This window comes from Anoxybacillus tengchongensis (genome assembly GCF_014201585.1).
Lineage (GTDB): Bacteria > Bacillota > Bacilli > Bacillales > Anoxybacillaceae > Anoxybacillus > Anoxybacillus tengchongensis.
In genome coordinates this window covers 64,783-85,506 of record NZ_JACHES010000007.1, presented here as the reverse complement: position 1 = coordinate 85,506, position 20,724 = coordinate 64,783, and the positions used below count along the sequence as shown (strand labels likewise).

Annotated in this window: 22 protein-coding genes and 1 pseudogene; 7 read left to right on the top strand and 16 right to left on the bottom strand. The window is 40.5% G+C overall.

Annotated features, from left to right (window positions below; all coding sequences use genetic code 11):
- Window positions 1-248: pseudogene (locus tag HNQ82_RS09090) on the top strand (hypothetical protein); the annotation flags it as partial.
- 18 nt (window positions 249-266) lie between these two features.
- On the opposite strand, the gene HNQ82_RS09085 reads toward HNQ82_RS09090, so the two are convergent.
- The 3 genes from HNQ82_RS09085 to HNQ82_RS09075 all read right to left on the bottom strand — a co-directional run bounded on the left by HNQ82_RS09085 (window position 267) and on the right by HNQ82_RS09075 (window position 2,662).
- Window positions 267-1,430 (bottom strand): immunoglobulin-like domain-containing protein, encoded by a 1,164-nt coding sequence (locus HNQ82_RS09085; protein WP_183249020.1) that lies wholly within the window; start codon window positions 1,428-1,430, stop codon window positions 267-269.
- Window positions 1,417-1,902 carry a sigma-70 family RNA polymerase sigma factor gene (locus HNQ82_RS09080; protein ID WP_183249018.1) on the bottom strand — a complete coding sequence of 162 codons (486 nt, stop codon included), beginning with the start codon at window positions 1,900-1,902 and terminating at the stop codon, window positions 1,417-1,419. The genes HNQ82_RS09085 and HNQ82_RS09080 overlap by 14 nt, the downstream gene beginning before the upstream one ends.
- 115 nt (window positions 1,903-2,017) lie before the next feature.
- A complete protein-coding gene (locus HNQ82_RS09075) occupies window positions 2,018-2,662 on the bottom strand; it encodes a peroxiredoxin (protein ID WP_183249016.1) in 645 nt (214 codons plus the stop codon).
- A gap of 173 nt (window positions 2,663-2,835) precedes the next feature.
- Here HNQ82_RS09075 and HNQ82_RS09070 point away from each other — a divergent pair, with 173 nt between their 5' ends.
- Complete coding sequence (locus tag HNQ82_RS09070) at window positions 2,836-3,888, top strand: 4Fe-4S dicluster domain-containing protein (RefSeq protein WP_183249014.1); 1,053 nt, start codon at window positions 2,836-2,838, stop codon at window positions 3,886-3,888.
- Window positions 3,866-4,546, top strand: a complete 681-nt coding sequence (locus HNQ82_RS09065) for a formate dehydrogenase subunit gamma (protein ID WP_183249012.1) — start codon at window positions 3,866-3,868, stop codon at window positions 4,544-4,546. Before HNQ82_RS09070 ends, HNQ82_RS09065 begins: the two co-directional genes overlap by 23 nt.
- Before the next feature lie 17 nt (window positions 4,547-4,563).
- Here HNQ82_RS09065 and HNQ82_RS09060 read toward each other — a convergent pair whose 3' ends face one another.
- The 12 genes from HNQ82_RS09060 to HNQ82_RS09005 all read right to left on the bottom strand — a co-directional run bounded on the left by HNQ82_RS09060 (window position 4,564) and on the right by HNQ82_RS09005 (window position 16,554).
- Window positions 4,564-5,421: a transcriptional regulator gene (locus HNQ82_RS09060; protein ID WP_183249010.1), complete on the bottom strand. Its 858-nt coding sequence runs from the start codon at window positions 5,419-5,421 to the stop codon at window positions 4,564-4,566.
- A gap of 51 nt (window positions 5,422-5,472) precedes the next feature.
- A complete protein-coding gene (locus tag HNQ82_RS09055) occupies window positions 5,473-6,684 on the bottom strand; it encodes an MDR family MFS transporter (protein WP_183249007.1) in 1,212 nt (403 codons plus the stop codon).
- A gap of 185 nt (window positions 6,685-6,869) precedes the next feature.
- Window positions 6,870-8,240, bottom strand: a complete 1,371-nt coding sequence (rlmD, locus tag HNQ82_RS09050) for a 23S rRNA (uracil(1939)-C(5))-methyltransferase RlmD (RefSeq protein WP_183249005.1) — start codon at window positions 8,238-8,240, stop codon at window positions 6,870-6,872.
- Between the two features lie 64 nt (window positions 8,241-8,304).
- Window positions 8,305-9,231, bottom strand: a complete 927-nt coding sequence (locus HNQ82_RS09045) for a diacylglycerol kinase (RefSeq protein WP_183249003.1) — start codon at window positions 9,229-9,231, stop codon at window positions 8,305-8,307.
- Between the two features lie 100 nt (window positions 9,232-9,331).
- On the bottom strand, window positions 9,332-10,120 hold the full coding sequence (locus HNQ82_RS09040; protein WP_183249001.1) for a sulfite exporter TauE/SafE family protein: 789 nt from the start codon (window positions 10,118-10,120) through the stop codon (window positions 9,332-9,334).
- A gap of 15 nt (window positions 10,121-10,135) precedes the next feature.
- Window positions 10,136-10,768, bottom strand: coding sequence for a response regulator (locus HNQ82_RS09035; protein ID WP_183248999.1), 633 nt, complete (start codon window positions 10,766-10,768; stop codon window positions 10,136-10,138).
- A complete protein-coding gene (locus tag HNQ82_RS09030) occupies window positions 10,749-11,768 on the bottom strand; it encodes a PAS domain-containing sensor histidine kinase (protein WP_183248997.1) in 1,020 nt (339 codons plus the stop codon). Before HNQ82_RS09030 ends, HNQ82_RS09035 begins: the two co-directional genes overlap by 20 nt.
- 66 nt (window positions 11,769-11,834) lie before the next feature.
- Window positions 11,835-13,244, bottom strand: a complete 1,410-nt coding sequence (locus HNQ82_RS09025; RefSeq protein ID WP_183248995.1) for an MBL fold metallo-hydrolase — start codon at window positions 13,242-13,244, stop codon at window positions 11,835-11,837.
- A gap of 15 nt (window positions 13,245-13,259) precedes the next feature.
- Window positions 13,260-13,784 (bottom strand): hypothetical protein, encoded by a 525-nt coding sequence (locus tag HNQ82_RS09020; RefSeq protein WP_183248993.1) that lies wholly within the window; start codon window positions 13,782-13,784, stop codon window positions 13,260-13,262.
- A gap of 12 nt (window positions 13,785-13,796) precedes the next feature.
- A complete protein-coding gene (locus HNQ82_RS09015) occupies window positions 13,797-14,996 on the bottom strand; it encodes an FAD/NAD(P)-binding oxidoreductase (RefSeq protein WP_183248992.1) in 1,200 nt (399 codons plus the stop codon).
- 140 nt (window positions 14,997-15,136) lie between these two features.
- Window positions 15,137-15,574 (bottom strand): OsmC family protein, encoded by a 438-nt coding sequence (locus tag HNQ82_RS09010; RefSeq protein WP_183248990.1) that lies wholly within the window; start codon window positions 15,572-15,574, stop codon window positions 15,137-15,139.
- A 26-nt stretch (window positions 15,575-15,600) separates the two neighbouring features.
- On the bottom strand, window positions 15,601-16,554 hold the full coding sequence (locus HNQ82_RS09005; protein ID WP_183248988.1) for an arsenic resistance protein: 954 nt from the start codon (window positions 16,552-16,554) through the stop codon (window positions 15,601-15,603).
- Window positions 16,555-16,754: 200 nt separating this feature from the next.
- On the opposite strand from HNQ82_RS09005, the gene HNQ82_RS09000 reads away from it, so the two are divergent.
- The 4 genes from HNQ82_RS09000 to HNQ82_RS08985 all read left to right on the top strand — a co-directional run bounded on the left by HNQ82_RS09000 (window position 16,755) and on the right by HNQ82_RS08985 (window position 19,987).
- Window positions 16,755-17,426 carry a response regulator transcription factor gene (locus tag HNQ82_RS09000; protein WP_183248985.1) on the top strand — a complete coding sequence of 224 codons (672 nt, stop codon included), beginning with the start codon at window positions 16,755-16,757 and terminating at the stop codon, window positions 17,424-17,426.
- The gene (locus HNQ82_RS08995; RefSeq protein WP_183248983.1) at window positions 17,416-18,777 is read left to right on the top strand and encodes a sensor histidine kinase; all 1,362 of its coding nucleotides are present in this window, start codon (window positions 17,416-17,418) and stop codon (window positions 18,775-18,777) included. The genes HNQ82_RS09000 and HNQ82_RS08995 overlap by 11 nt, the downstream gene beginning before the upstream one ends.
- 85 nt (window positions 18,778-18,862) lie before the next feature.
- Window positions 18,863-19,354, top strand: coding sequence for a hypothetical protein (locus tag HNQ82_RS08990; RefSeq protein ID WP_343053470.1), 492 nt, complete (start codon window positions 18,863-18,865; stop codon window positions 19,352-19,354).
- On the top strand, window positions 19,355-19,987 hold the full coding sequence (locus HNQ82_RS08985) for a PspA/IM30 family protein (protein WP_183248979.1): 633 nt from the start codon (window positions 19,355-19,357) through the stop codon (window positions 19,985-19,987).
- Window positions 19,988-20,025: 38 nt separating this feature from the next.
- Here HNQ82_RS08985 and HNQ82_RS08980 read toward each other — a convergent pair whose 3' ends face one another.
- Entirely contained in the window at window positions 20,026-20,715 is a 690-nt protein-coding gene (locus HNQ82_RS08980; protein WP_343053469.1) for a hypothetical protein, read from the bottom strand.
- Window positions 20,716-20,724: the final 9 nt, after the last annotated feature.

Sequence of the window (20,724 nt, the reverse complement as noted above, 5' to 3'; positions counted from 1 at the left end):
CAAAACAAGAACTTGAAGAAATCAAAGCTAACATGGCAACAAAACAAGAGCTTGAAGAAATCAAAGCTAACATGGCAACAAAACAAGACTTAGCGCTTATCCAACAAGCGGTGCTTGAAACAAATGAAATCGTCAAAAAACTGGAAAGTAAAATCGACACCCATGAGCAACTGTTAACTCTTCTTTCACACCGTTCTCTTGAGCATGAGGCTTCCATTTCTAGCATTCGTTTCATTTTAAAGAAATAAACGAGGGACTCCCCTCGTTTATTCTATATGGTGTAACATATATTCATCTCCTTGTCGAACGATAACGACATAAAATGTACCAATGGATTCGTTTGTACGTGCGTTGATTACTGTCACTTTCACTTTGACTTCCTCTTTTTTACTTTCTTCCTTCGGTTCCCAAAAAACAATCGATGGTTCAACGTTAACACGCTCACCATTTAAAAACAATACTTTCGGTCCTACGTATCCTTCCATCCCCTCCACTTGTCCGCTGTCAGGTGGCATGGAGTCAGCAATGATTTGTTCATCGGACGATACCGATTGCTCCGCTCCGTGAATAGTTGTCGCATCGTCGACCATTTTGTCCGTAAATAACGTGCCATCGCTAGCTTCCATCGAGAAATTTACCTGTTCGTTTCCTTCATACATCGGATATATGTGCAGTCCTTGACGACCTGTTCTTGTTGAGACAAGTCCGTTATGAGCACTATACAGAGAAAAGCGCGGGTCTTTTTCCCATGTCAATCTCACATCTTTACTTTCGCTCGTTTCAGTCGGTTTCATCTCAATATACGTGTGAAAGTTCAACAACTTTTGATCGATAACGTCAAATTCAATGTAACCTGTTAAATGAGCTGCATCAGCATAATACGTGCGCACGATGCGATACTTCCCATTTGCTAATGGTTGATTTAACAATGAAAGATCAATCACATCTTTCACAGTCTGTCCTTTGCCAATTAACGCAAGCATTTCGATAAATGCGAGATCATTCGTTAACGTTGTTGGTTGCCACGTTTGTTTTGTTTCATCGTATCGCTCGATCACATACGCATATCCAAATGAAATCATACCGTTACTTTTATTTGTCACCGAAAAATGAAGCTTTTGTTCGTTTGCATTGTATGTGATATGATGAATTGCCAAATATGCCTCAGATACTGCTGTCTCCATTTTCACCATATCCTCTCCTTGCGTGTTTTCCACCATGATTTCCTCTTTTTCTTTAGTCGGCATTGTCGGATGCAAGCTAATTGCCAATAATACACTTGCCGCAGCAATGGCAACATACGCAGGACGAAATGACTTTCGCTTCGGTTGTTTTTCTCTTTTTTCAATCTGGGCGATCACTTTATTTTTCAATTGCTCCGTCACGACAATGTGTTCCATCTCTTTTTTATATCGCTCACGCAAAATCATACTCCCCTTTCAATTTGTTTTTTAACATTTCTCGCGCACGAGCAAGCAACGAACGAACCGTACTTTCACGCTTTTTCAACAAATGGGCGATTTCCTTTGTTTGATATCCTTCATAATAAAATAAATGAATAACTTCTCTATATTTCATTGGAAGCGATGTCACTGCTGATATGACTTCAAAGCTATCGTTGTTATCAATATAAGGAGAATGAGCCCCATCTTCATATGCATCCATTTTTCGATATACAAACGATTTCAGTTTGTTTTTGCATATATTGATAGTAACGCGAATCAACCACGCCTTCATATGCGCTTCGCTTTGTATCCGATCCATATGTTCATATAGCTTAATAAATACGTCTTGAAATACATCTTCCGCATCATGTTGATTGCTCATATACGTATACGCAAGGCGCAATACCATATTCCCATATTCATCCATGGCACGTTTAATTTGTTCTTTTGTGCACAACGAAATGACCTCCTTTCACTCTATATACAACTGAACAGGCGAAAATGTTGCGACCGATCAAAATTTTTTATCCTAAGTATACAAAAAGACAGCGAATCATGCGCCCGCTGTCTTTTTATCTTTGTTTCGTACAAAACCACCAATCAAAACAATCGATTTCCCCTTGTTTTGCTTTATTTAATCGTTCCTCTGCTTGTTGAATAGTGCGCGGCGGTGGCATAATAAGCCGATCTGCTACTAGTTCATTATGTGGCCAATTCGCTGGTGTTGCTGCTTTATACGCATCCGCTGTCTGCAACGCTTTCACCGCTCTCACAATTTCGTATATGTTTCTTCCGACTGATTCAGGGTACGTTAACATGAGACGAATCGTTCCTTCGTGGTCGACAACATATACACTGCGCACCGTTCTTGTCCCTTTCGTTGGATGAATCATCCCGAGCTGTTTCGCCACATATCCAAGTTCATCTGCAATAATCGGAAACGAAATGCGAATACGAAGCTTTTCACGAATCCACTCAATCCATTTTATATGGGAAAACACTTGCTCAACTGACAAACCGATTAACTCTGTATTCATTTGCTCAAATTGTGGCTTCATTTTCTCAAACGCCACAAACTCTGTCGTGCAAACTGGGGTAAAATCAGCTGGATGACTAAAGAGGACAAACCAACGCCCAGCATAATCATCTGGCAATGTGATCGTTCCAACGGTCGTCGCCACCGTCATCGTTGGAAAGCGGTCTGAAATAAATGGCATGCTCATCCCTCCATACGTTTTACCGTTTCAGCTTATGCATCTCCCTATAGGCATGAACATTGTCCTCACTTTGTCATAATTTTGTCACAAACAAAAATACATTTCATCTTTTCAAAGCATTTCATTTTAATTAAAATACCCATAGATGTATATGCATGAGGAGGGATAGCTCTATGAGTGAAAAAATAAGTCGTCGAACGTTTTTAAAACGTTCAACAGTTGCTGGTGCAACAGCTGGGATGTTGCTTGCGACAAAAACACCGGGATACGCACAAACTGACAAATCAGACGAAAACACGTTAATCGGCTCACTTATTGACTTAACAAAATGTGATGGTTGCGCAGCTTATGACACACCATTATGTGTGACAGCTTGTAGACAAAAAAATGAACACCGTTTCCCACAGCCACAAAAACCAATCAAAGATTATTGGCCACAAAAAAAGCATGAAGACTGGTCCAACGAAAAAGACCGCACTGATCGCCTCACTCCTTACAACTGGACATACGTTGAAAAAGTGCAAGTAAATTGGAACGGTAAAACAAAAGATGTCGCTATACCAAGAAGATGTATGCATTGTCTTGATGCACCGTGTCAAAAACTTTGTCCGTTTGGAGTCATCGAAAAAACAAAACATGGAGCGGTGAAAATTGATGAAAACTTCTGCATGGGTGGGGCAAAATGTCGCGCTGTTTGCCCTTGGGACATTCCACAACGTCAAGCAGGTGTCGGTTTATATATGAAGCTCGTTCCAGAATTAGCTGGAGGCGGTGTCATGTATAAATGCGACATGTGTGCAGATTTACTTGAAGAAGGAAAAAGCCCAGCATGTGAAACTGCCTGTCCGAGAGGAGCGATTGAATTCGGCCCGTACGAACAAATTCGAAAAAAAGCGTACGAACGAGCAAAAGAAATTGATGGCTTTATTTATGGGGATGTTGAAAATAGTGGAACGTTAACACTTTACGTCTCAGATGTACCATTTGATAAAATTGATGAAGCGATTGAAGCGAAGAAAAAAGCAGAAAATGACACTCGTTTCGGCCGTCCGCATATGAAACCAGAAATCGAAAATATGTTAGAAACGACGCACGGATATATGCTCGCTACACTCATCGCTCCAATCGCTGGTGCAGCAGCCGCAGGCATTACTGCTTACAAAGTATTATCTGGGCAGAAGAAAAAGGAAGGGGAAAAACAACATGAGTCAAAAGAAGAAAAATAAAATTTACCGCCAACCGCTTCCGAATCGCTTCGTCCATTGGGGTGTTGCCATTTCAATCATCATGCTTATCATTACAGGTATCGGCCAAATGCCTGTATACGGTCGCTATTTAATCGTCCAGCCGCTCGGTACAAAATGGCTTACATCGTATGAGATTACGTTACTAGTGCATTACTTTTTCGCGGCAACACTCCTGTTCTTTACGACGTATCATATCGTTTATCACGTGATGAAAAAAGAGTTTGACATTTGGCCGAAAAAAGGAGACGTAAAAGGCTCTTATCTCATTATAAAGGCAATGATTTTAGGACAAAAAGAACCACCAAGCGAAAAATACTTACCTGAACAACGAATCGCCTACTTATATTTCGTTATTTCCATCGGTCTTGTCATCGTCACAGGCGTCATTAAAGTTATTAAAAATATTATGGGCGTCCAGCCGACAAACGGCATTTTGTTTTGGGGAGCGCAGTTGCACAATTTAGCGACAGTCATGGTCATCCTCGGTGTCGTTATGCATTTAGCCGCGTTTATCGTCAAAGAAAATCGCAAACTGTTGCCTGGTATGTTTACAGGCTATGTAGACGAAGAATATGTAAAAGAACGTCACTCGCTTTGGTATAAGGAATTAAAGAAGAGATACGAAAAGCAGTCCTAAGCAAGCGGACTGCTTTTTTATTCCTCTGTGCGTTTAATTTGATTTTCTTCAATCACATACTTTCTCATTTCGATTATCGTTCCGTCTTCTTTCATCTTCCGCAAAACAACAGCATCACGTCCATCATTTGTTTTACTTTGAGATGTTTCGTATACATATCTAACCCCTTTTTCGATTACTTCACGTGTCCCAAGCCAATCTGGACATTCGTTCAAAAATGGATCACTACTACGCATTTGAAGAAAATAGTTCATCGCTTGTATAGAAATGTTAAGCGGTCGTTTTTCCACATAAGATGTAATCACTTTTGCATCTCGCCCAATCTTTTTTAAATACTCCTTTGCTTGTTCTTCTTGCTGTTTCACAAGCTCATCATAATATTTCTCTGCATATAACACCTTTAAGTGATGTTTTTTCGGAAACATACGCTTGATCGATTCCGTATATTTATCCCCGTCGATGGGCTCTTCGTATGCCACAAGTTTATATCGACCATGCTTACCAACGGAAAATGTCACCACAGTCGGAATCGCCCCACTACCTGATACAATTGCAAACATACGATCTTGAAATTCAAATACACCAACACTTGCAATAGCATATACTTTCACTTCATTCGCTTTTTGTTCTGTACTGAGAATGATGTGCCCTTCAGCAATGTATTCTCCTTTCCGATAAGATTTTCCATGATCTTTGATGGCTTCGCCCACTGCTTTCTCAACATCTATTACGCCTTTTACTGTATGTAAACTAGCAATATCTTCATCGGAACTAGATATAGAATCATTTTTCTTGAAATCGTTCCCTTGATAAAAAAACAATCCTACGATAATGACCAAGATAAGAAAGATAAAAATCAAAACAAATCTTCTCATTCCTCCATCTCCTTAATTATGAATAGTACAAAAAAAGAAAATGGCAAACGATCACAAACTATACTCAATATGTCGTTTCGTCACCTTCATTAAACGGCCAACATATAAGAAAACAGGGAAACCGATGGAAGTACATAAAGCTAATAAGCTAAAAATAAGTAGATGGTTGCCATGACCAAGGTGTTCAAGCATCAATCCTCCAATCCAAGGCCCAGCAGCATTCCCGATTGCCGTAAACCCCATAGAACCGAAATATAATCCTTTCATATGTTGAGGTGAGATTTGGTCAATAAATATTTCAACCATCGAAAACATCATCACTTCTCCGATGGTTAATACAAACATAGACGCAAATAACATCGGAACAGCAGTGAATAAACCAAATCCGAGAAGACCTAAGGCTACCGCACCAATGCCAAGCATAATCGATGTCAATGCAGAATAACGCTTACCAATTCTTGAAACAGGATACTGTATAACGAGCACAGTAATGGCATTAAAGACGATTAAATAAGAAAAAAGCTGTACACCATCTTTATATTGTGACAAATATTGCGGAATGGTTGAATGAAATTGTGAATATCCAGTAACACCAAGAATCATTCCGATCACAGCAAATAAAAAAACACGATCATTTCCTAATACGTTGACAGCGTTTTGAAGCGTTACACGTTCAGATGCATCGCTATGCTTTTCAATTGTATATTTTGAAAAAAGTACAACAAGTAAAATGAAATAAAGAAAATACACAAAGGAAGTGATAAAAAAAGCGGCTGTTGATGACGAACTACCGATTTTCAACCCTACTAATGGACCAACCGCCGCCCCTACATTAATCGCAGCGTATCGCAAATTAAACACAAGCAATTTATTTTCTTGATTTGTCACTTGCGATAGCAATGATCGCGAAGACGGTTCAAAAAACGAGCGACATAATCCGTTTAATGCATTTAATAGAAAAAAAGTAAAAACGCTCTCAGCAATCGCAAAACCAATAAAAACAAATCCCCACATAAAAAGCGACATCTTCATCACTGTTTCTTGTCCATATCGATCAGAAAAGTACCCACCGAAAAACCCACCAAACAATCCGACAATCGAACTAATCCCAATCATTGCTCCGGTTAATGAAGCGCTAACCCCTTTGACACTCGTTAAATAAATGGCTAAAAACGGAATGGTCATAAACATCGCCATTCTTGCAAATAATGTTCCGATAATAATCGTTATGCTGATCGGATGTAGTTTTTTTATGTTCCCCATAATTCCCCTTCTATCTTAAAAATGAACTTTGTTTAAGATTATATTATACTTTAGAACAAATTAACAATATTTTAATAAAATTGTAAACGTATGCGTGACAGAAAACACCATGATTACTACGCAGAAGAGCGATTTCACAAATGAAAAAGGAAAGGAGACGCCCTTTCCTTTTTATCAATGTTTTCCTAGTATTTACTAACCTCTAACTTCGCGACGCACTCGACGTGCACAGTATGAGGGAACATATCGACAGGTTGGACTTCGAGCGTTTGATAGCCGCCGTCTTCTAACATGCGCAAGTCACGAGCGAGGGTAGCTGGGTTGCACGAGACGTAGACGATGCGCTTCGGTTTCATGGCAATGATCGTCTGTAATAACGTTTCGTCACACCCTTTTCGCGGTGGGTCGACGACAATGCAGCCCGCTTTTACTCCTTGCTCGTACCATTTCGGAATGACGACTTCGGCCTCTCCGACCGCAAATTCCACATTCGTAATGCCGTTTAGTTCAGCGTTTCGCTTCGCGTCTTCAATCGCTTCTGGAACGACTTCAACCCCGTATACTTTTTTTGCGTTTTTCGCTAAAAAGAGCGAAATCGTTCCGATGCCACAGTAGGCGTCAATGACCGTTTCCTTTCCAGTTAACTCCGCATATTCTAACGCTTTTTCGTATAACACTTTCGTTTGTTCCGGGTTCACTTGATAAAACGAACGGGCAGAAATCGCAAACCGAATGTCGCCGATATAATCATAAATATATTCAGAACCCCAAAGGACGCGCGTATGTTCTCCCATAATGACATTTGTTCGCTTCGGATTTATATTTTGCACAATCGACTTCACATTCGGTACACGTTTTACAATCTCCTCAACGATTTTCTTTTTATGCAACAAGTCCTCGGTGCGCGTAATCAAAACGACCATCACTTCTTTCGTCGTTGCCCCATAGCGCGCCATAATATGCCGAAGGACGCCTTTATGCGTTTGTTCGTTGTAGGCTGGGATATTATACTGCTCGCAAATTTGTTTGACCGTTTGCACGACGGTATCGTTCATTTCTTGCTGGATCAAACAGGTGTCCATATCGATAATGTCGTGGCTTCTTTCTTTGTAAAAACCTGCCACAAGCCCACCTTCACGCTCACCGACGGGCACTTGCGCTTTGTTTCGATATCGCCATGGCTCATTCATACGAAGGACGGGATGAACGATCGCATGTTCCACTTTTCCGATGCGCGCTAATACTTCTTTTACATGTTTATGTTTCGCCTTCAATTGCCCTTCATAACTAAGATGTTGCAGCTGACAGCCTCCGCATTGCTTATAAACGGTACACGGTGCCTCTACACGGTCAACGCTTCGTTCGTATAATTCGATTAAACGGCCGTAGCCGTAGCCTTTTTTTACTTTAATGACTTTAATTTTCGCTTTCTCTCCTGGGAGCCCGTTCGCAACAAAAATCGGAAAGCCATCGATTTTTGCCACGCCTGCACCGTCGTGCGTTAAATCTTCAAATACGACATCGTAATATTCGTTTTTTGCCACTGGTGCTTCCATGTTTCTTTCTCCTTCCGCAAAATGCTGTCAAGATTGTAGCATAATCGAACAAAAAAGAACAGGTTTACTCCCCTGTTCTCATTTGTTCAGCTTTTTCTTTTGGAACAAATACGTTGATATGACGATACAAATTGACAAATTCACCTGGAAGCATTCCGCCATACTCGCCGTCTAAATTGAGTTGCATATTTTCTTCTGTGTATACTTTGACTCGATTTGCTTTCGTATAAATGATATGCGGATCATGAATATGCTCACCGCGTAGAGCCAACGTCGCAATTTTAATAAACTCTGCTAAGTTCGCTTCTTTTAAAATAATTAAATCAAACATACCGTCATTTAATGATGAATCAGGTGCTAGTTTTTCAAAACCACCGACCGAGTTCGTAAGCGAAACGAGAAACAGCATGACGGCCCCTTCAAACATTTTCCCATCGTACTCGATTTTTACGTGAACAGGATGAAGGGAAGGAAGCATTTCAATTCCTTTTAAATAGTAGGCAAGTTGGCCAATCATCGTTTTTAATTTGCTTGGCACTTCATACGTTAATTCCGTTAAGCGCCCACCGCCTGCGATATTAATAAAATAATGTGTTTTTCCTTCGTTTGTTACCGCCCCAATATCAATTGGCACGGCTTCACCGTTTACGATGACATCACATGCGCCCTCAATCGAGCGCGGTACACCGATCGCTCGGGCAAAATCGTTCGTCGTACCAACTGGAATAATGCCTAGGTTGGGTCGATACGTTGCATCAGCTAGCCCGTTGACGACTTCGTTAATCGTTCCGTCTCCACCCGCAGCAATAACGAGGTCAAATTTGCGTTCGACCGCTTTTCTCGCCGCCTCTGTCGCATCTCCTGCCCCTGTTGTTGCGTGACATGACGTTTCATAGCCGGCTTGCTCCAATCGAATGAGTACATCAGGTAAATGCTTTTTAAATATTTCCCTTCCTGACGTCGGGTTATAAATAATACGTGCTCGTTTCATCCTCATCATCCTATTTCTTTATTTTTCCACTATTTAACATCATACCAAATTTTCATTTATGTTGCAATGAACAAAAGAAAGCCGACTCAAACGAGCCAGCTTACGTCAACATTTCATACCAAATTTTTATCACAGTCGCTACAATTAATACAAGTAAAATATATTCGAGCACTTTCGTATTTATTTTTTGACTTAGTTTTGCTCCAATTGGAGCGGCTAGTAAACTAGCAATAACCATTACGATCGACGGAACGAGGAGCATGTGCCCGCCCATCACTTTTCCAATCGTCGCTCCAATCGATGAAATAAACGTAATCGCAACAGATGAGCCGATCGCAATGCGCGTCGGCACTTTTAAAATGACGAGCATAATCGGAACAATAATAAACGCTCCTGCCGCTCCAACAATGCCAGAAGCAACTCCGACAATAAACGATAGCACGACTGCATACAAGCGATTAAATGCGAGTTGTTCTGCTAATACTTCTTCGCTTCCTTTTGGCTTCGGGAAAAACATTAATATTGCCGCGATCGATGCTAAAATGGCATACACAAAGTTAATCGTCTCATCGGCTAAAAACTTCGAGCCGTATCCACCGATAAAGCTACCGATCACAATGGCTGTTCCCATATAACCGACAAGTCGAAACGATACGTAGCCACCTTTTTTAAATACAACGAGCGCAGCAAGCGTCGAGAAAAACACTTGCACCGCACTAATGGCAGCTACTTCTTGTGCCGTAAAAGCAACAAAACCGAGAAGCGGCGGAATGTATAAAAGCATCGGATATTTAATGACTGAACCACCGATGCCAACCATCCCCGATAAAATGGAGCCAATTGCACCAATAAGGAAAAGAACAAGCAAATAGGAAAATGTATATTCCATCATGAAACGCTCCCTTTATACTAAATCCGCAATATGATTTTTTAAAGCGTATTGAATGAGCTCATGTTTTTCTTTAATGCCAAGTTTTTGCATAATGTTCGTTTTATGATTTTCCACTGTTTTCGGGCTGATTTTTAACTTGTTTGCGATTTGATTGTTCGTATACCCTAAAAACGTCAAACGAACAATTTCTCTTTCACGATTTGTGAGCGGTGATTTTGGTTCTTTTTCCGCAAACATTTTTGCAAGATGTTCATCAGGAATATGTGTGCGATAAAACCGTTTCCCGCCGTATACAACTTGCAACGCTTCGTATAAATCGTTTGTTTGGCTATTTTTTAACAAATAGCCATGAATGTTATATTGAATCGCTTTTTGCACATATATTTCTTCATCATGCATCGTTAAAACGATAATTTTCACATCTTCTAATTCATCCATAATCGTTTTTGCAGTTGTAAATCCATCAAGCCCTGTCGGCATCGAAAGATCAAGCAAAATCACATCTGGATGGTGTTTTAATGCAAGCGTAATCGCATCGCAACCGTTGCTTGCCTCCCCGACAACTTCTACGTCCGGAAAACCTTCAAGAAGCAAACGAATGCCTTTACGGATCAAATCATGATCATCAACGATTAACACTTTCATCCTCTCCGCCCTCCTCTAACGGCACGCGCACGAAAATCGTCGTTCCTTTCATCGGTGCTGATGTAATCGTTGTTTCCCCCCCAAGATGAAAAACGCGTTCTTGAATATGTTTTAGCCCAAGTCCCTCGCGCTTTTCTTCAACATGAAACCCAACGCCGTCATCTTCGACCGATACGAGCAATTCTCGTTCTGTTTGTTTAATTGAAACACGCACCTCTGTTGCTTTAGCATATTTCATGACGTTATGCAACGCCTCTTGAATAATGCGATATAAATTAATTTCCATCGTTGGTGATAAGCGTGTGTATACGTTCGTTTGAAATAAAAATGATGTATTTGGCATTTTTGATTGAAGCGAATGAATAAGCGACTGAATTGTTGGGATTAATCCAAGCGCATCTAAACTTTTCGGACGAAGTTGTTGGGCATATAGCTTTACATCTTCCATGACACGCCCAAGTTCTTCACGCACTTCTTTCACATATGCATGTAGCTTTTCATCTTGTATACGTTGAATAATATTACCTAAGGCGATGGAAATGCTGTAGAGCGACTGACCAACGCCGTCATGCAATTCTTGTGCTAAACGTTTATGCTCTTCTTCTTTTGCTTCAGTTAGTTTTTTTACCATCCACTTCGAACGACGTGCTTCTTCTTCTTTTTTCTTCGCTGTTTGATCGCGTAAAACGAGCAAATAATATTTCGCATCATCTTGTTCGAGAATGAGCGCTGTACTCATTTCCACATCAATCAAATGTCCATGATACGTCGGCATTTCCGATAAGAAATACGGTACTTTTTCCGTTGAAATTAAATAGCATCGCTCTTCTCCTTCCTTCACATCACGCTGTTGGCAAAATGAACAATACGGTACTTTTTCGCCAAGTTGCCAACCAGTCAGCCGCTTGGCAGCTGGATTCATTTCGACGATCGTTCGCTCATGGTTCATAACAATAATCCCGTCTTGAATGTATGCAAAAATTTTATCTAAAAATTGCATGTTCTCACCTCTCTTTCATTATAAGAGGGGAGTAAGATGAAAAGAAAGGACTGACAACGTCAGCCCTTATGATTGCTTCACAACAGGAAGCTTTTCTCTCGTCCACGCTAAATATCCGCCTTTTAAGTTAAGCACTTGTTTGAATCCTTTTGCTTGCAAAATGCTTGCGCCAATTGCTGAACGCGCACCTGAACGGCATTGAACAATATACGTTTTTCCTTCTGGAAGCTCATGTAAACAGTCCGCAAGCGTACCAAGCATAATATGTTGTGCACCTTCAATGTATCCTTCGTCCCATTCTGCTTGATTGCGTACATCAACGAGATGATAGCGATCATCGTTTAAATATTGTTGTAGTTGATGGACATCAATTTCTTCGTAGCTTTCCACTTCACCGCTTAAGGCAACGGATGGCTCAATATATGCTACAACGCGATCTAATCCGATATAAGCAAGCGCCTTGCGAATCGCTTGTACATCTTCTTGATTGGCGATTAACACGATATCTTGGTCATAGTTAATTAACCAACCCGCCCAGTTTGTAAATGACTTGTTAAACGGAATGTTGATTGCTCCAGCATAATGTGCCTTCGCAAACTCTTGAGACGGACGAACATCTAAAATAAACGCTCCGTTTGTTTTATATTCGTCAAGTTGTTCACGTGTTTGTAACGACAGTACTTCTTCTTCATTTAAATATGCAGGTCCAATTTTGTTTACTTTCTTCATCATCGCAAAATATTTTGGTGGCTCTGGTTGACCTGTAAGCAATAATTTCACAAATTCTTCTTCATCTTCAATTTTCAACGCCCAGTTGTTCAATTTTTCATATCCAACGGTTGAAACAGGAACGGCTCCAAGCGCTTTTCCGCATGCGCTTCCTGCCCCGTGTGCTGGCCATACTTGTAAGTAATCCGGGAGCGCTTTGAATTTTTTCAACGATTGGAACATTTGACGAGCGCCAACATCTGCTGTACCAGCAACTCCAGCTGCCTTTTCAAGTAAGTCCGGGCGACCGATGTCACCAACGAAAACGAAGTCACCTGTGAAAATACCCATTGGTTCTGTTGAACCGCCGCCTTTATCTGTTAAAATGAACGAAATATGTTCTGGTGTATGACCTGGTGTATGAAGCACTTTAAACTCCACATTACCTACTGTAAAAACGCTTCCTTCTTTCACAAGCTCATAATCGACTTCATCTAAATATTGATATTTCCAGTTCGCATCTCCTTCATCAGATAAATAAAGTTTTGCCCCACAACGTTTTGCTAATTCTTTCGCTCCTGAAACGAAGTCCGCATGAATGTGTGTTTCTGTTGTGGCAACAATTTGCAATCCTTCTTTTCTCGCTGTGTCGATATACCAATCCACATTGCGACCTGGATCAATAACGATCGCTTCTCCTGTACGTTGACATCCAACTAAGTAAGACATGTGCGCTAATTGCTCATCGAAAAATGAACGAAATAACATATACATCCCTCCAAATTATTTATGTTTGCTTGCTACATCAAGTAGCGTTTCTATATATTTCACCCCATCTTGAATCAATGGGTGTTTTAACAAACGGTACATACGTAAGAGCGACACAGTGGATGAATCGCGTTCGCGTTGAAAACGTTCGTTTGTTTCTTTTAAAATGTTTAATCCTTTTTCAATTGGAACAATATCTTTTGCTCCTTCTATCGCATATGCCATCGACTCACGATCGTTGATGACGCTTGTCGCGAACAAAATGAACTCTTCTGCCTTTTGCAACCATTGAACGAGCGTCGGCAACAGTTGAATGAGCGTTGCAAGTGCTTCGATGTGCTCTGTTGTCAATCGAAATGGCGCTGTTTTTTCCTCAAATTCTGTAAACAATGCTTCAAGTGATTGTTTATCGTTTATCACATGCTGAACAACTGCAATTTTTTCTTCTACCGATTCCATCGCTTCTTTTAGTTGAGGAAGCTTCTCAATAAAGTAACGGAGCGCTTCTTGTTGTTCTTCGGTTTCGAGTAACTGCACCATGTTCTCCCCCCTCTACATAAGACCTTTTAACATGCCGTTCCAGTAAACGATCGGTAATAAGTTTCGTTTCATGATATACATGCTCATCCGCTCTTTTGATTGATCAAACGGGAACGTTTCTTGCGGATTTTTATCATAATCAAACTCGGCTAAAACGAGCTTATTATAACCGGTTACGAGCGGACATGATGTGTAACCATCGTAACGTGCTTTTAACGGTTTTCCGTTCATGTATGCTAGTAAATTTTCAGCGACAACCGGTGCTTGTTTTCGAATGGCTGCCCCTGTTTTTGACGTCGGTAAGTTTGTGCAATCACCTGCGCCAAATACATTTTCATATGTTTTATGCTGCAATGTATACGGATCGACATCGACCCATCCTGCCGCATCCGCTAATGGACTTTTCTTAATAAACGCTGGTGATCCCATTGGCGGCGTCACATGAATCATATCGAAACTTAATGTAAAGCGTTCGTTCGTATCGAGATGTTCAAATGTCGCTTTTTTTGCTTCGCCATCAATTTCAACTAATTCAACACGATATTTTGTTTCAATATTTTTTCGTTGAATAACCTGTTCAAGTGTATCCGCATATCGCTTCACTGCAAAAATGTTTGGCAACCCTGAAGCGAAAATGATGTTCGTTTGTTCGCGCACACCAGATTGACGGAAATAGTCGTCAGCTAAATACATAATTTTTTGTGGTGCACCGCCGCATTTCACTTGTGTGCTCGGTTGCGTGAAAATGGCTGTGCCGCCGCGAAAATTGCGAATGTTTTCCCACGTGCTTTGCACATAATCGTATGAATAGTTGCTGCAAACGCCATTTTTGCCGATCGTTTCTTTCAGTCCTTTAACTTGATCCCAATAAATTTCAACACCTGCTGCGACAACTAAATAGTCGTAACGAACGGTTGAACCTTCTTTCGTTTTTAACGTATTATTTTCTGGCAAGAACGTATCGACCGCTTCTTTCAACCATTTTGCTCCGTCTGGGATAAGCGATGCTTGCTCGCGAACAGAATCTTCAACTTTAGCTGCCCCGCCACCAACAAGCGTCCAAAGCGGTTGATAATAATGTTTATCTGATGGATCAATAAGCAGCACTTGTCCATGTAATTGGCGATTTTTTCTTAACAGACGTGCTGCAATGGAAATCCCTGCTGAACCTGCTCCAACAATTGCTACTTTCACATCATAAACGTTCGCCATCGTTCATCGCTCCTTTTTGTATCCGCTTTCAAATTTGTTTTCTTAACTTAATTACATTGTATATGTTGTTAACTTACATACCCATAGGGGATTTCCCTTATCTTTTTTGACATAAAAAAAGAGCGGTAAACACCGCTCGACTACGCTTTATACCATTGATCATTCATTTGTACGCCTGCTGCTTTAAGCATCGTATATACAGGGCAACGTGCTTCTACTTTCTCTTTTAGTTGTTGAATACGCTCTTCACTTTCATTCGTTTTCACAGCCACTTCAACTGACACATTTTCAAAATAAGGACGAACAGATGAATCGCCCATAAATCCACGTGGATCTATTTGGCCTTTTACTACAAACGTCATGTCTTGTAAATCAAAATTCATTTCTTTTGCAACAACACGTGCAGTAACATTTTCACAGGCAGCAAGCGCTCCAAGAACCATTTGAAGCGGATTAGCCCCTAAATCTTGACCACCCATTTGTTTTGCTTCATCAATAACGAACTCATGTTTCCCTGCTTTCACATGTGTTGTAACTCCTTCTACTGTTGCTTGAACGATAAATGCCATTTTATTCATGATCAACAGCTCCTTTCTTAGTTGTTTTATTGCTTAAACCAATATTTACTTGCTATTTTTCCATAGTAAGCAATGGACTGTTGCTGAACGATAAAAGCGAGAGTAACAATGAGCGCTGCTTCCGCACCAAAAGATGTTGCAGCTAAGCCAATTGCAATAGATAAATTACGTAAAACTGTTCCATTAACAAGTGCAATTCCGTCTTCACGGTTAAAAAACTGTTTCGCCACAAATGTGCTAATCACATAGTTAATAAAATAGAAAAGTAACAATACGGCCAATGCGATAACGATGAGTTGTAAGTTCGATACAATCATTTTTGCTCGCATGCTAATGCTGACAAATACAACATACAACATACCCCAAATACTTAAAGGTGCAAAGTTTGGCTTCACTTGTTTTTGAAATTGTTCTGGTGTATATGTTTTCATTAACCATTTAAATGTAAGATGTCCAAGAATCATCGGTACAAACACAACGAGCAAAATCGTTCGGAACGTTTCCATGACGTTAATATCGACGTATTTTCCGACCATCACAAGCAAATACCATGGTGTTAGTAACGAACCGAGAATTAAACCAAATACGGTCAACTTTACTGCTGCCGTCATATTCCCTTTTTGAATAGCCGTCCAAGAGATCGTCATACCACTTGTTGGCAGCAATGCCGATAACGCAAGTCCCGCAAACATAATCGGATGATCGTGCAATAATGTCTTTCCGATGAGAAAAGCAACAAATGGAATCATAACAAAGTTAATAACAATAGAAGCAAATAATATTTTCTTTTCTTTTAGATGTGTTAATTCCTTCCATTTAAAACCAACCATCGTTGCATAAATCATGACGATTGTCGCAAATAAAATCGTGGACTTCAAAAAACTTGTATCGACAAACGTTCCAACGATAAATCCGAGCAACAGTGTTGCTGGAACACTAACAAGTAAATATTTTTGTGGGAAAAAATATAATTTTTTCATCGTATCCCCCTTTATATACCCATGTAGGTATTACGATATATACTATAAGGGGTATATAAAAATTTTGCAACCTTTTTCACAAACTTGTCATATTGATATCGTTTTCACTATTTTATATTTCCCCTTTCTTGTTCATTTATGATGTTTTCACCCGTTTTTCATCAACATTTGATATGATGAAAGAAAAAAAGGTGATAAGGATGAAAGTGTTGCTTGCAGAAGATGATATACATTTAGGTGAACTAATCGTCCATTTATTGAAGAAAAAAGGAGTGGAACATGTTGACTGGGTACAAGAAGGAGAGGACGCTTACGATTATGCTCTCGCCTCGTTTTATGACGTCATTATTTTAGATTGGATGTTACCAAATGGCGATGGAGTTAGCGTATGTCAACGTTTAAGAAAAAACGGTTATCACGGAGCGATTTTAATGTTAACCGCAAAAGATGCCGTACAAGATCGCGTGGAAGGATTAGAAGCAGGAGCAGATGATTACTTAGTAAAGCCGTTTGAAATTGATGAGCTCATGGCGCGACTTAAAGCGTTATCGCGGCGCACGTTTGCACCGATTCAAGAAGAAATTGTCCGCTGGGGAGCATTTGAAGTGAATCGGACAAGTCATACATTGATGAAAAACGGACAGCAAATTATATTAACTCCACGTGAATTTCAACTACTTGATTTATTATTGCAAAATAGAGGACGCGTTCTAACGCGCGATATCATTCTTGACCGCATTTGGGGATATGATGCCGATGTGTCGATGAAAACAATTGATGCAACCGTGAAGTTGTTGCGTAAAAAAATTGGCGATGAACAGCAACAGCTGATTAAAACGGTGCGTGGGGTGGGATATACCATTGAAAAATAGCATTCGCTCCTTTTTCCATCATTCTGATATGTTTCGTCGTACACAATGGCATTTAACTGTCACATATAGTGGCATTTTGATCGCTTTTTTAGCGATTTTTATTGCGGTTGTTTCTTTTTTTATTCATGCTACGATCACAAATGATCTTGAACGGCGTATTCGCACGCTCGCCGAACAAGAAGGTCAAACGATTCAAAACATGCTAGAAGAACAGTCGTTGATCGGCTGGTCTACCGATCAAAACGTCATATTTTTAAGTGAAGATCAACTGTTTTTTTACGTCATTGATACGCGCGGACGATTGATGATGGGAGATGAAGTAAATAAAGGATTGCGTCCACTCCTTCTTTCGACGCTTCAACCGTGGACGCCAGAAAAAAACGAATTAAAATATGTTGACCTCGTCATCCCTCATCATCGCCATGAGTTAAAACGATTCCGTGCGGATGCATTAAAAATATTAACTGTCGCTCGCCCGGTGATTGTTGATCAGCAGCTCGTCGGGGTTTTATATGTCGGCATGGATGTCACAAGCATGTTTCGTTTGCTGAAATGGTCTACATTGATTTTATTAGGGCTCGGAGTTTTATTTATTGTGGTGGCCGTTGCTTTTAGTTATTTCATGTCAAGACGGGCGCTCGTCCCCATTCAAGATGCTTACAATCGCCAACGTCAATTTGTGGCGGATGCTTCTCATGAATTGCGGACGCCGCTTAGCGTCATTTTTTCTTCTGTTGAGGCGTTAAAAATGGATATGTCATTAACGTCCGATGAGTTTAGCCGAAAAACGATTGAACGTCTAGGAGACGAAACGAAACGAATGACAAAACTCATTAACGATCTTCTCACCCTTGCGCGCACAGACGATGCGAAAATCCAAATTGAAAAAAAACCGTTTGATTTGCGGGCATGTGCAGAACGTACGTTACAATCGTTACAAGAACTCGCAAACAAAAAACACATCGTCCTTCATTTTCATGCCCCTGAACAAATTGAATTTGTTGGGGACGCTGATAAATGTACGCAACTGTTATACATTTTGCTTGATAATGCGATCAAATATACACCCGAAGGCGGGACGGTTTCCCTTTCACTAGCTCAACATGTCATAAAACAACGGAAAGTAGTGACGATATCTGTTGCTGATACAGGTATTGGCATTGCCCCCGAACATCTTCCGCGCATTTTTGATCGTTTTTATCGTGCGGACAAAGCGCGAACGCGACAAATTGGCGGACACGGACTTGGGCTTTCCATCGCAAAATGGATTGTCGAAGCACACGAGGGAAACATTCAAGTACAAAGTGAAGTGGGCAAAGGAACGACATTCACTGTCATCTTTCCTCATTAACGTGCACAAATGTGGCACGTTTTTTTCTTTTTCACCTAATTTTCTCTTTTCGCTTGTACAATTCAAATTGTAAATGACAAAGGAGGTGGAAAAATTGAAAAAGCGGACCATTTTCTTCTTGTTAGGCGGGGTGATCGTTGTCGCCATATTGGCGCACATGGCCACCTATTTCATGCACATCGGTTGGAGCGGACGCATGCCAGAAGCACACATGATGGAAATGGGAAAACATCATCGAGCATTCGGTCACCATGGTCCACAAATGATGCGACCACACAGCATGCCGATGTTCGGATGGATGTCTTTCCTCATTCAACTCGCATTTCTGGTCATCGGATGGGTTATTTGGAAAGCGACGAAAGGTCCCGGTAAATGGATTGGCGGTGCGCTGATGGCGATTGGTCTCGTTGCGCTTTTACCAAAAGCGTTGCTTGCCGTTTTAGCGATCATTGCAGCGTACGTTTTACTGAGAGACAAAACGAAGCCGACACCTGAATTTGAACCATTTGTCTCACCAATTCAAAACCATAGCTTTTTAGATGAATGGGAAAAAACAATACAAAAGGAGGAAAAATAAATGGGCATTTTGAAACGTGTGAAACATGTCGTCCTCGCTGACTTGCATGACATCATTGACAAATGCGAAGACCCTATTCGCATGACAAAACAATACATTCGTGAACTAGAAGAACAACTTGAACAAGCACAACAAGCATTAGCACAACAATTTGTGCTAGAACAAAAATATGAGCGTCTCATCGCAGATGCGAAAGAAATGATCGAAAAACGAGCTCGCCAAGCAAAACTAGCCGTTGAAAAAAATGAAGAGCCAATCGCAAAGATGGCCCTTCAAGAAAAAATCGCCTATGAAAAAAAAGTAGAACTATATACGCAACAATACAACACATTAAAAGAAAAAACAACCATTTTAACAGAAAAAGTGAAACAATTGTACGAAACGTACGAGCAATTAAAATTGAAACAAATGCAACTCATGACACGCTTTTATGTGGCGGAAACGATGAAACAAATGGACGAAGCCATTGCTTCTTTCCGTTACGACCATATCGTGAAAGGTTTTGCACGCATGGAAGAAAAAGTGATGTTACTTGAAGCAGAAGCAAAAGCTCGCTCTGTCATTCAAACGATGCCCCCTCAATCATTTGATGCGGAAGTCGAGCAGCAGTTAAAGCAATTAAAAGGTGAGTAATACAAAAGGTGTCCCTATCCGGACACCTTTTGTATATTTTATGTCGTCCATTCATCATGAATAATTCCAACAAGTTTCCACTGACCGCTCTCTTGTTCAAAAACAAGACGCAAACTCCGCCAATCCATGCCGCTATATTGTGGGTCAAAGCCCGTAAAATGAAATTCAACAAAAGAGCTGTTGGCATATACTTGCTGAACGTTATTAATCATATTCCCTGCCCCGACAACAACATTGTTGCCGATCATATGCGGATTAGCAAAATCAACATCATAGACGAAGCGGTCGAAATAGTTTTGGAAAGTTAGCTGAATTGGATCACCTGAACCGTCATACACTCCCCATTGATATACTTGGGTTGAGGACCAAAGGGAAGGAAGTTGAGATGCTGAAAACTGTAAATCATGTTGGACATCAATATGACCATACGGACTGAAACGTACGCCAGCTGTGGAGTGGACGTAAGCTGCGAGCGTATTCATATCGTGATTTTTTAGCGCATTCACGACATCTAAAGCAACAGATAAAAGAGAGGACGGATTAACTTGATTTACCTGGCTTTTTAATTGCTCATTTTCTTGTTGAAGCTGTTTATTTTTCTTTTGTAGTTGTTCAATGGTCGTTTGCTGTTTTTCAATCGTTTGTTCAAGCTTTTTGACATTCGCTTGATCTTGTTGAGCTGTACAACCAGCAAGTAAAATGATAAACGCTACGATTAATCGTTTCACAATCTCACA

What these genes read in the sequence shown, in the direction of transcription:
- HNQ82_RS09005 (WP_183248988.1), bottom strand. Translation starts at nt 16,554, where the DNA reads ATGAAAAAATTATATTTTTTCCCACAAAAATATTTACTTGTTAGTGTT.
- HNQ82_RS09010 (WP_183248990.1), bottom strand. Translation starts at nt 15,574, where the DNA reads ATGAATAAAATGGCATTTATCGTTCAAGCAACAGTAGAAGGAGTTACA.
- HNQ82_RS09020 (WP_183248993.1), bottom strand. Translation starts at nt 13,784, where the DNA reads ATGGTGCAGTTACTCGAAACCGAAGAACAACAAGAAGCGCTCCGTTAC.
- HNQ82_RS09015 (WP_183248992.1), bottom strand. Translation starts at nt 14,996, where the DNA reads ATGGCGAACGTTTATGATGTGAAAGTAGCAATTGTTGGAGCAGGTTCA.
- HNQ82_RS09075 (WP_183249016.1), bottom strand. Translation starts at nt 2,662, where the DNA reads ATGCCATTTATTTCAGACCGCTTTCCAACGATGACGGTGGCGACGACC.
- HNQ82_RS09085 (WP_183249020.1), bottom strand. Translation starts at nt 1,430, where the DNA reads ATGATTTTGCGTGAGCGATATAAAAAAGAGATGGAACACATTGTCGTG.
- HNQ82_RS09030 (WP_183248997.1), bottom strand. Translation starts at nt 11,768, where the DNA reads ATGCAATTTTTAGATAAAATTTTTGCATACATTCAAGACGGGATTATT.
- HNQ82_RS09040 (WP_183249001.1), bottom strand. Translation starts at nt 10,120, where the DNA reads ATGGAATATACATTTTCCTATTTGCTTGTTCTTTTCCTTATTGGTGCA.
- rlmD (WP_183249005.1), bottom strand. Translation starts at nt 8,240, where the DNA reads ATGGAAGCACCAGTGGCAAAAAACGAATATTACGATGTCGTATTTGAA.
- HNQ82_RS09000 (WP_183248985.1), top strand. Translation starts at nt 16,755, where the DNA reads ATGAAAGTGTTGCTTGCAGAAGATGATATACATTTAGGTGAACTAATC.
- HNQ82_RS08985 (WP_183248979.1), top strand. Translation starts at nt 19,355, where the DNA reads ATGGGCATTTTGAAACGTGTGAAACATGTCGTCCTCGCTGACTTGCAT.
- HNQ82_RS09035 (WP_183248999.1), bottom strand. Translation starts at nt 10,768, where the DNA reads ATGAAAGTGTTAATCGTTGATGATCATGATTTGATCCGTAAAGGCATT.
- HNQ82_RS09060 (WP_183249010.1), bottom strand. Translation starts at nt 5,421, where the DNA reads ATGAGAAGATTTGTTTTGATTTTTATCTTTCTTATCTTGGTCATTATC.
- HNQ82_RS09025 (WP_183248995.1), bottom strand. Translation starts at nt 13,244, where the DNA reads ATGTTATTTCGTTCATTTTTCGATGAGCAATTAGCGCACATGTCTTAC.
- HNQ82_RS09055 (WP_183249007.1), bottom strand. Translation starts at nt 6,684, where the DNA reads ATGGGGAACATAAAAAAACTACATCCGATCAGCATAACGATTATTATC.
- HNQ82_RS09065 (WP_183249012.1), top strand. Translation starts at nt 3,866, where the DNA reads ATGAGTCAAAAGAAGAAAAATAAAATTTACCGCCAACCGCTTCCGAAT.
- HNQ82_RS09045 (WP_183249003.1), bottom strand. Translation starts at nt 9,231, where the DNA reads ATGAAACGAGCACGTATTATTTATAACCCGACGTCAGGAAGGGAAATA.
- HNQ82_RS09070 (WP_183249014.1), top strand. Translation starts at nt 2,836, where the DNA reads ATGAGTGAAAAAATAAGTCGTCGAACGTTTTTAAAACGTTCAACAGTT.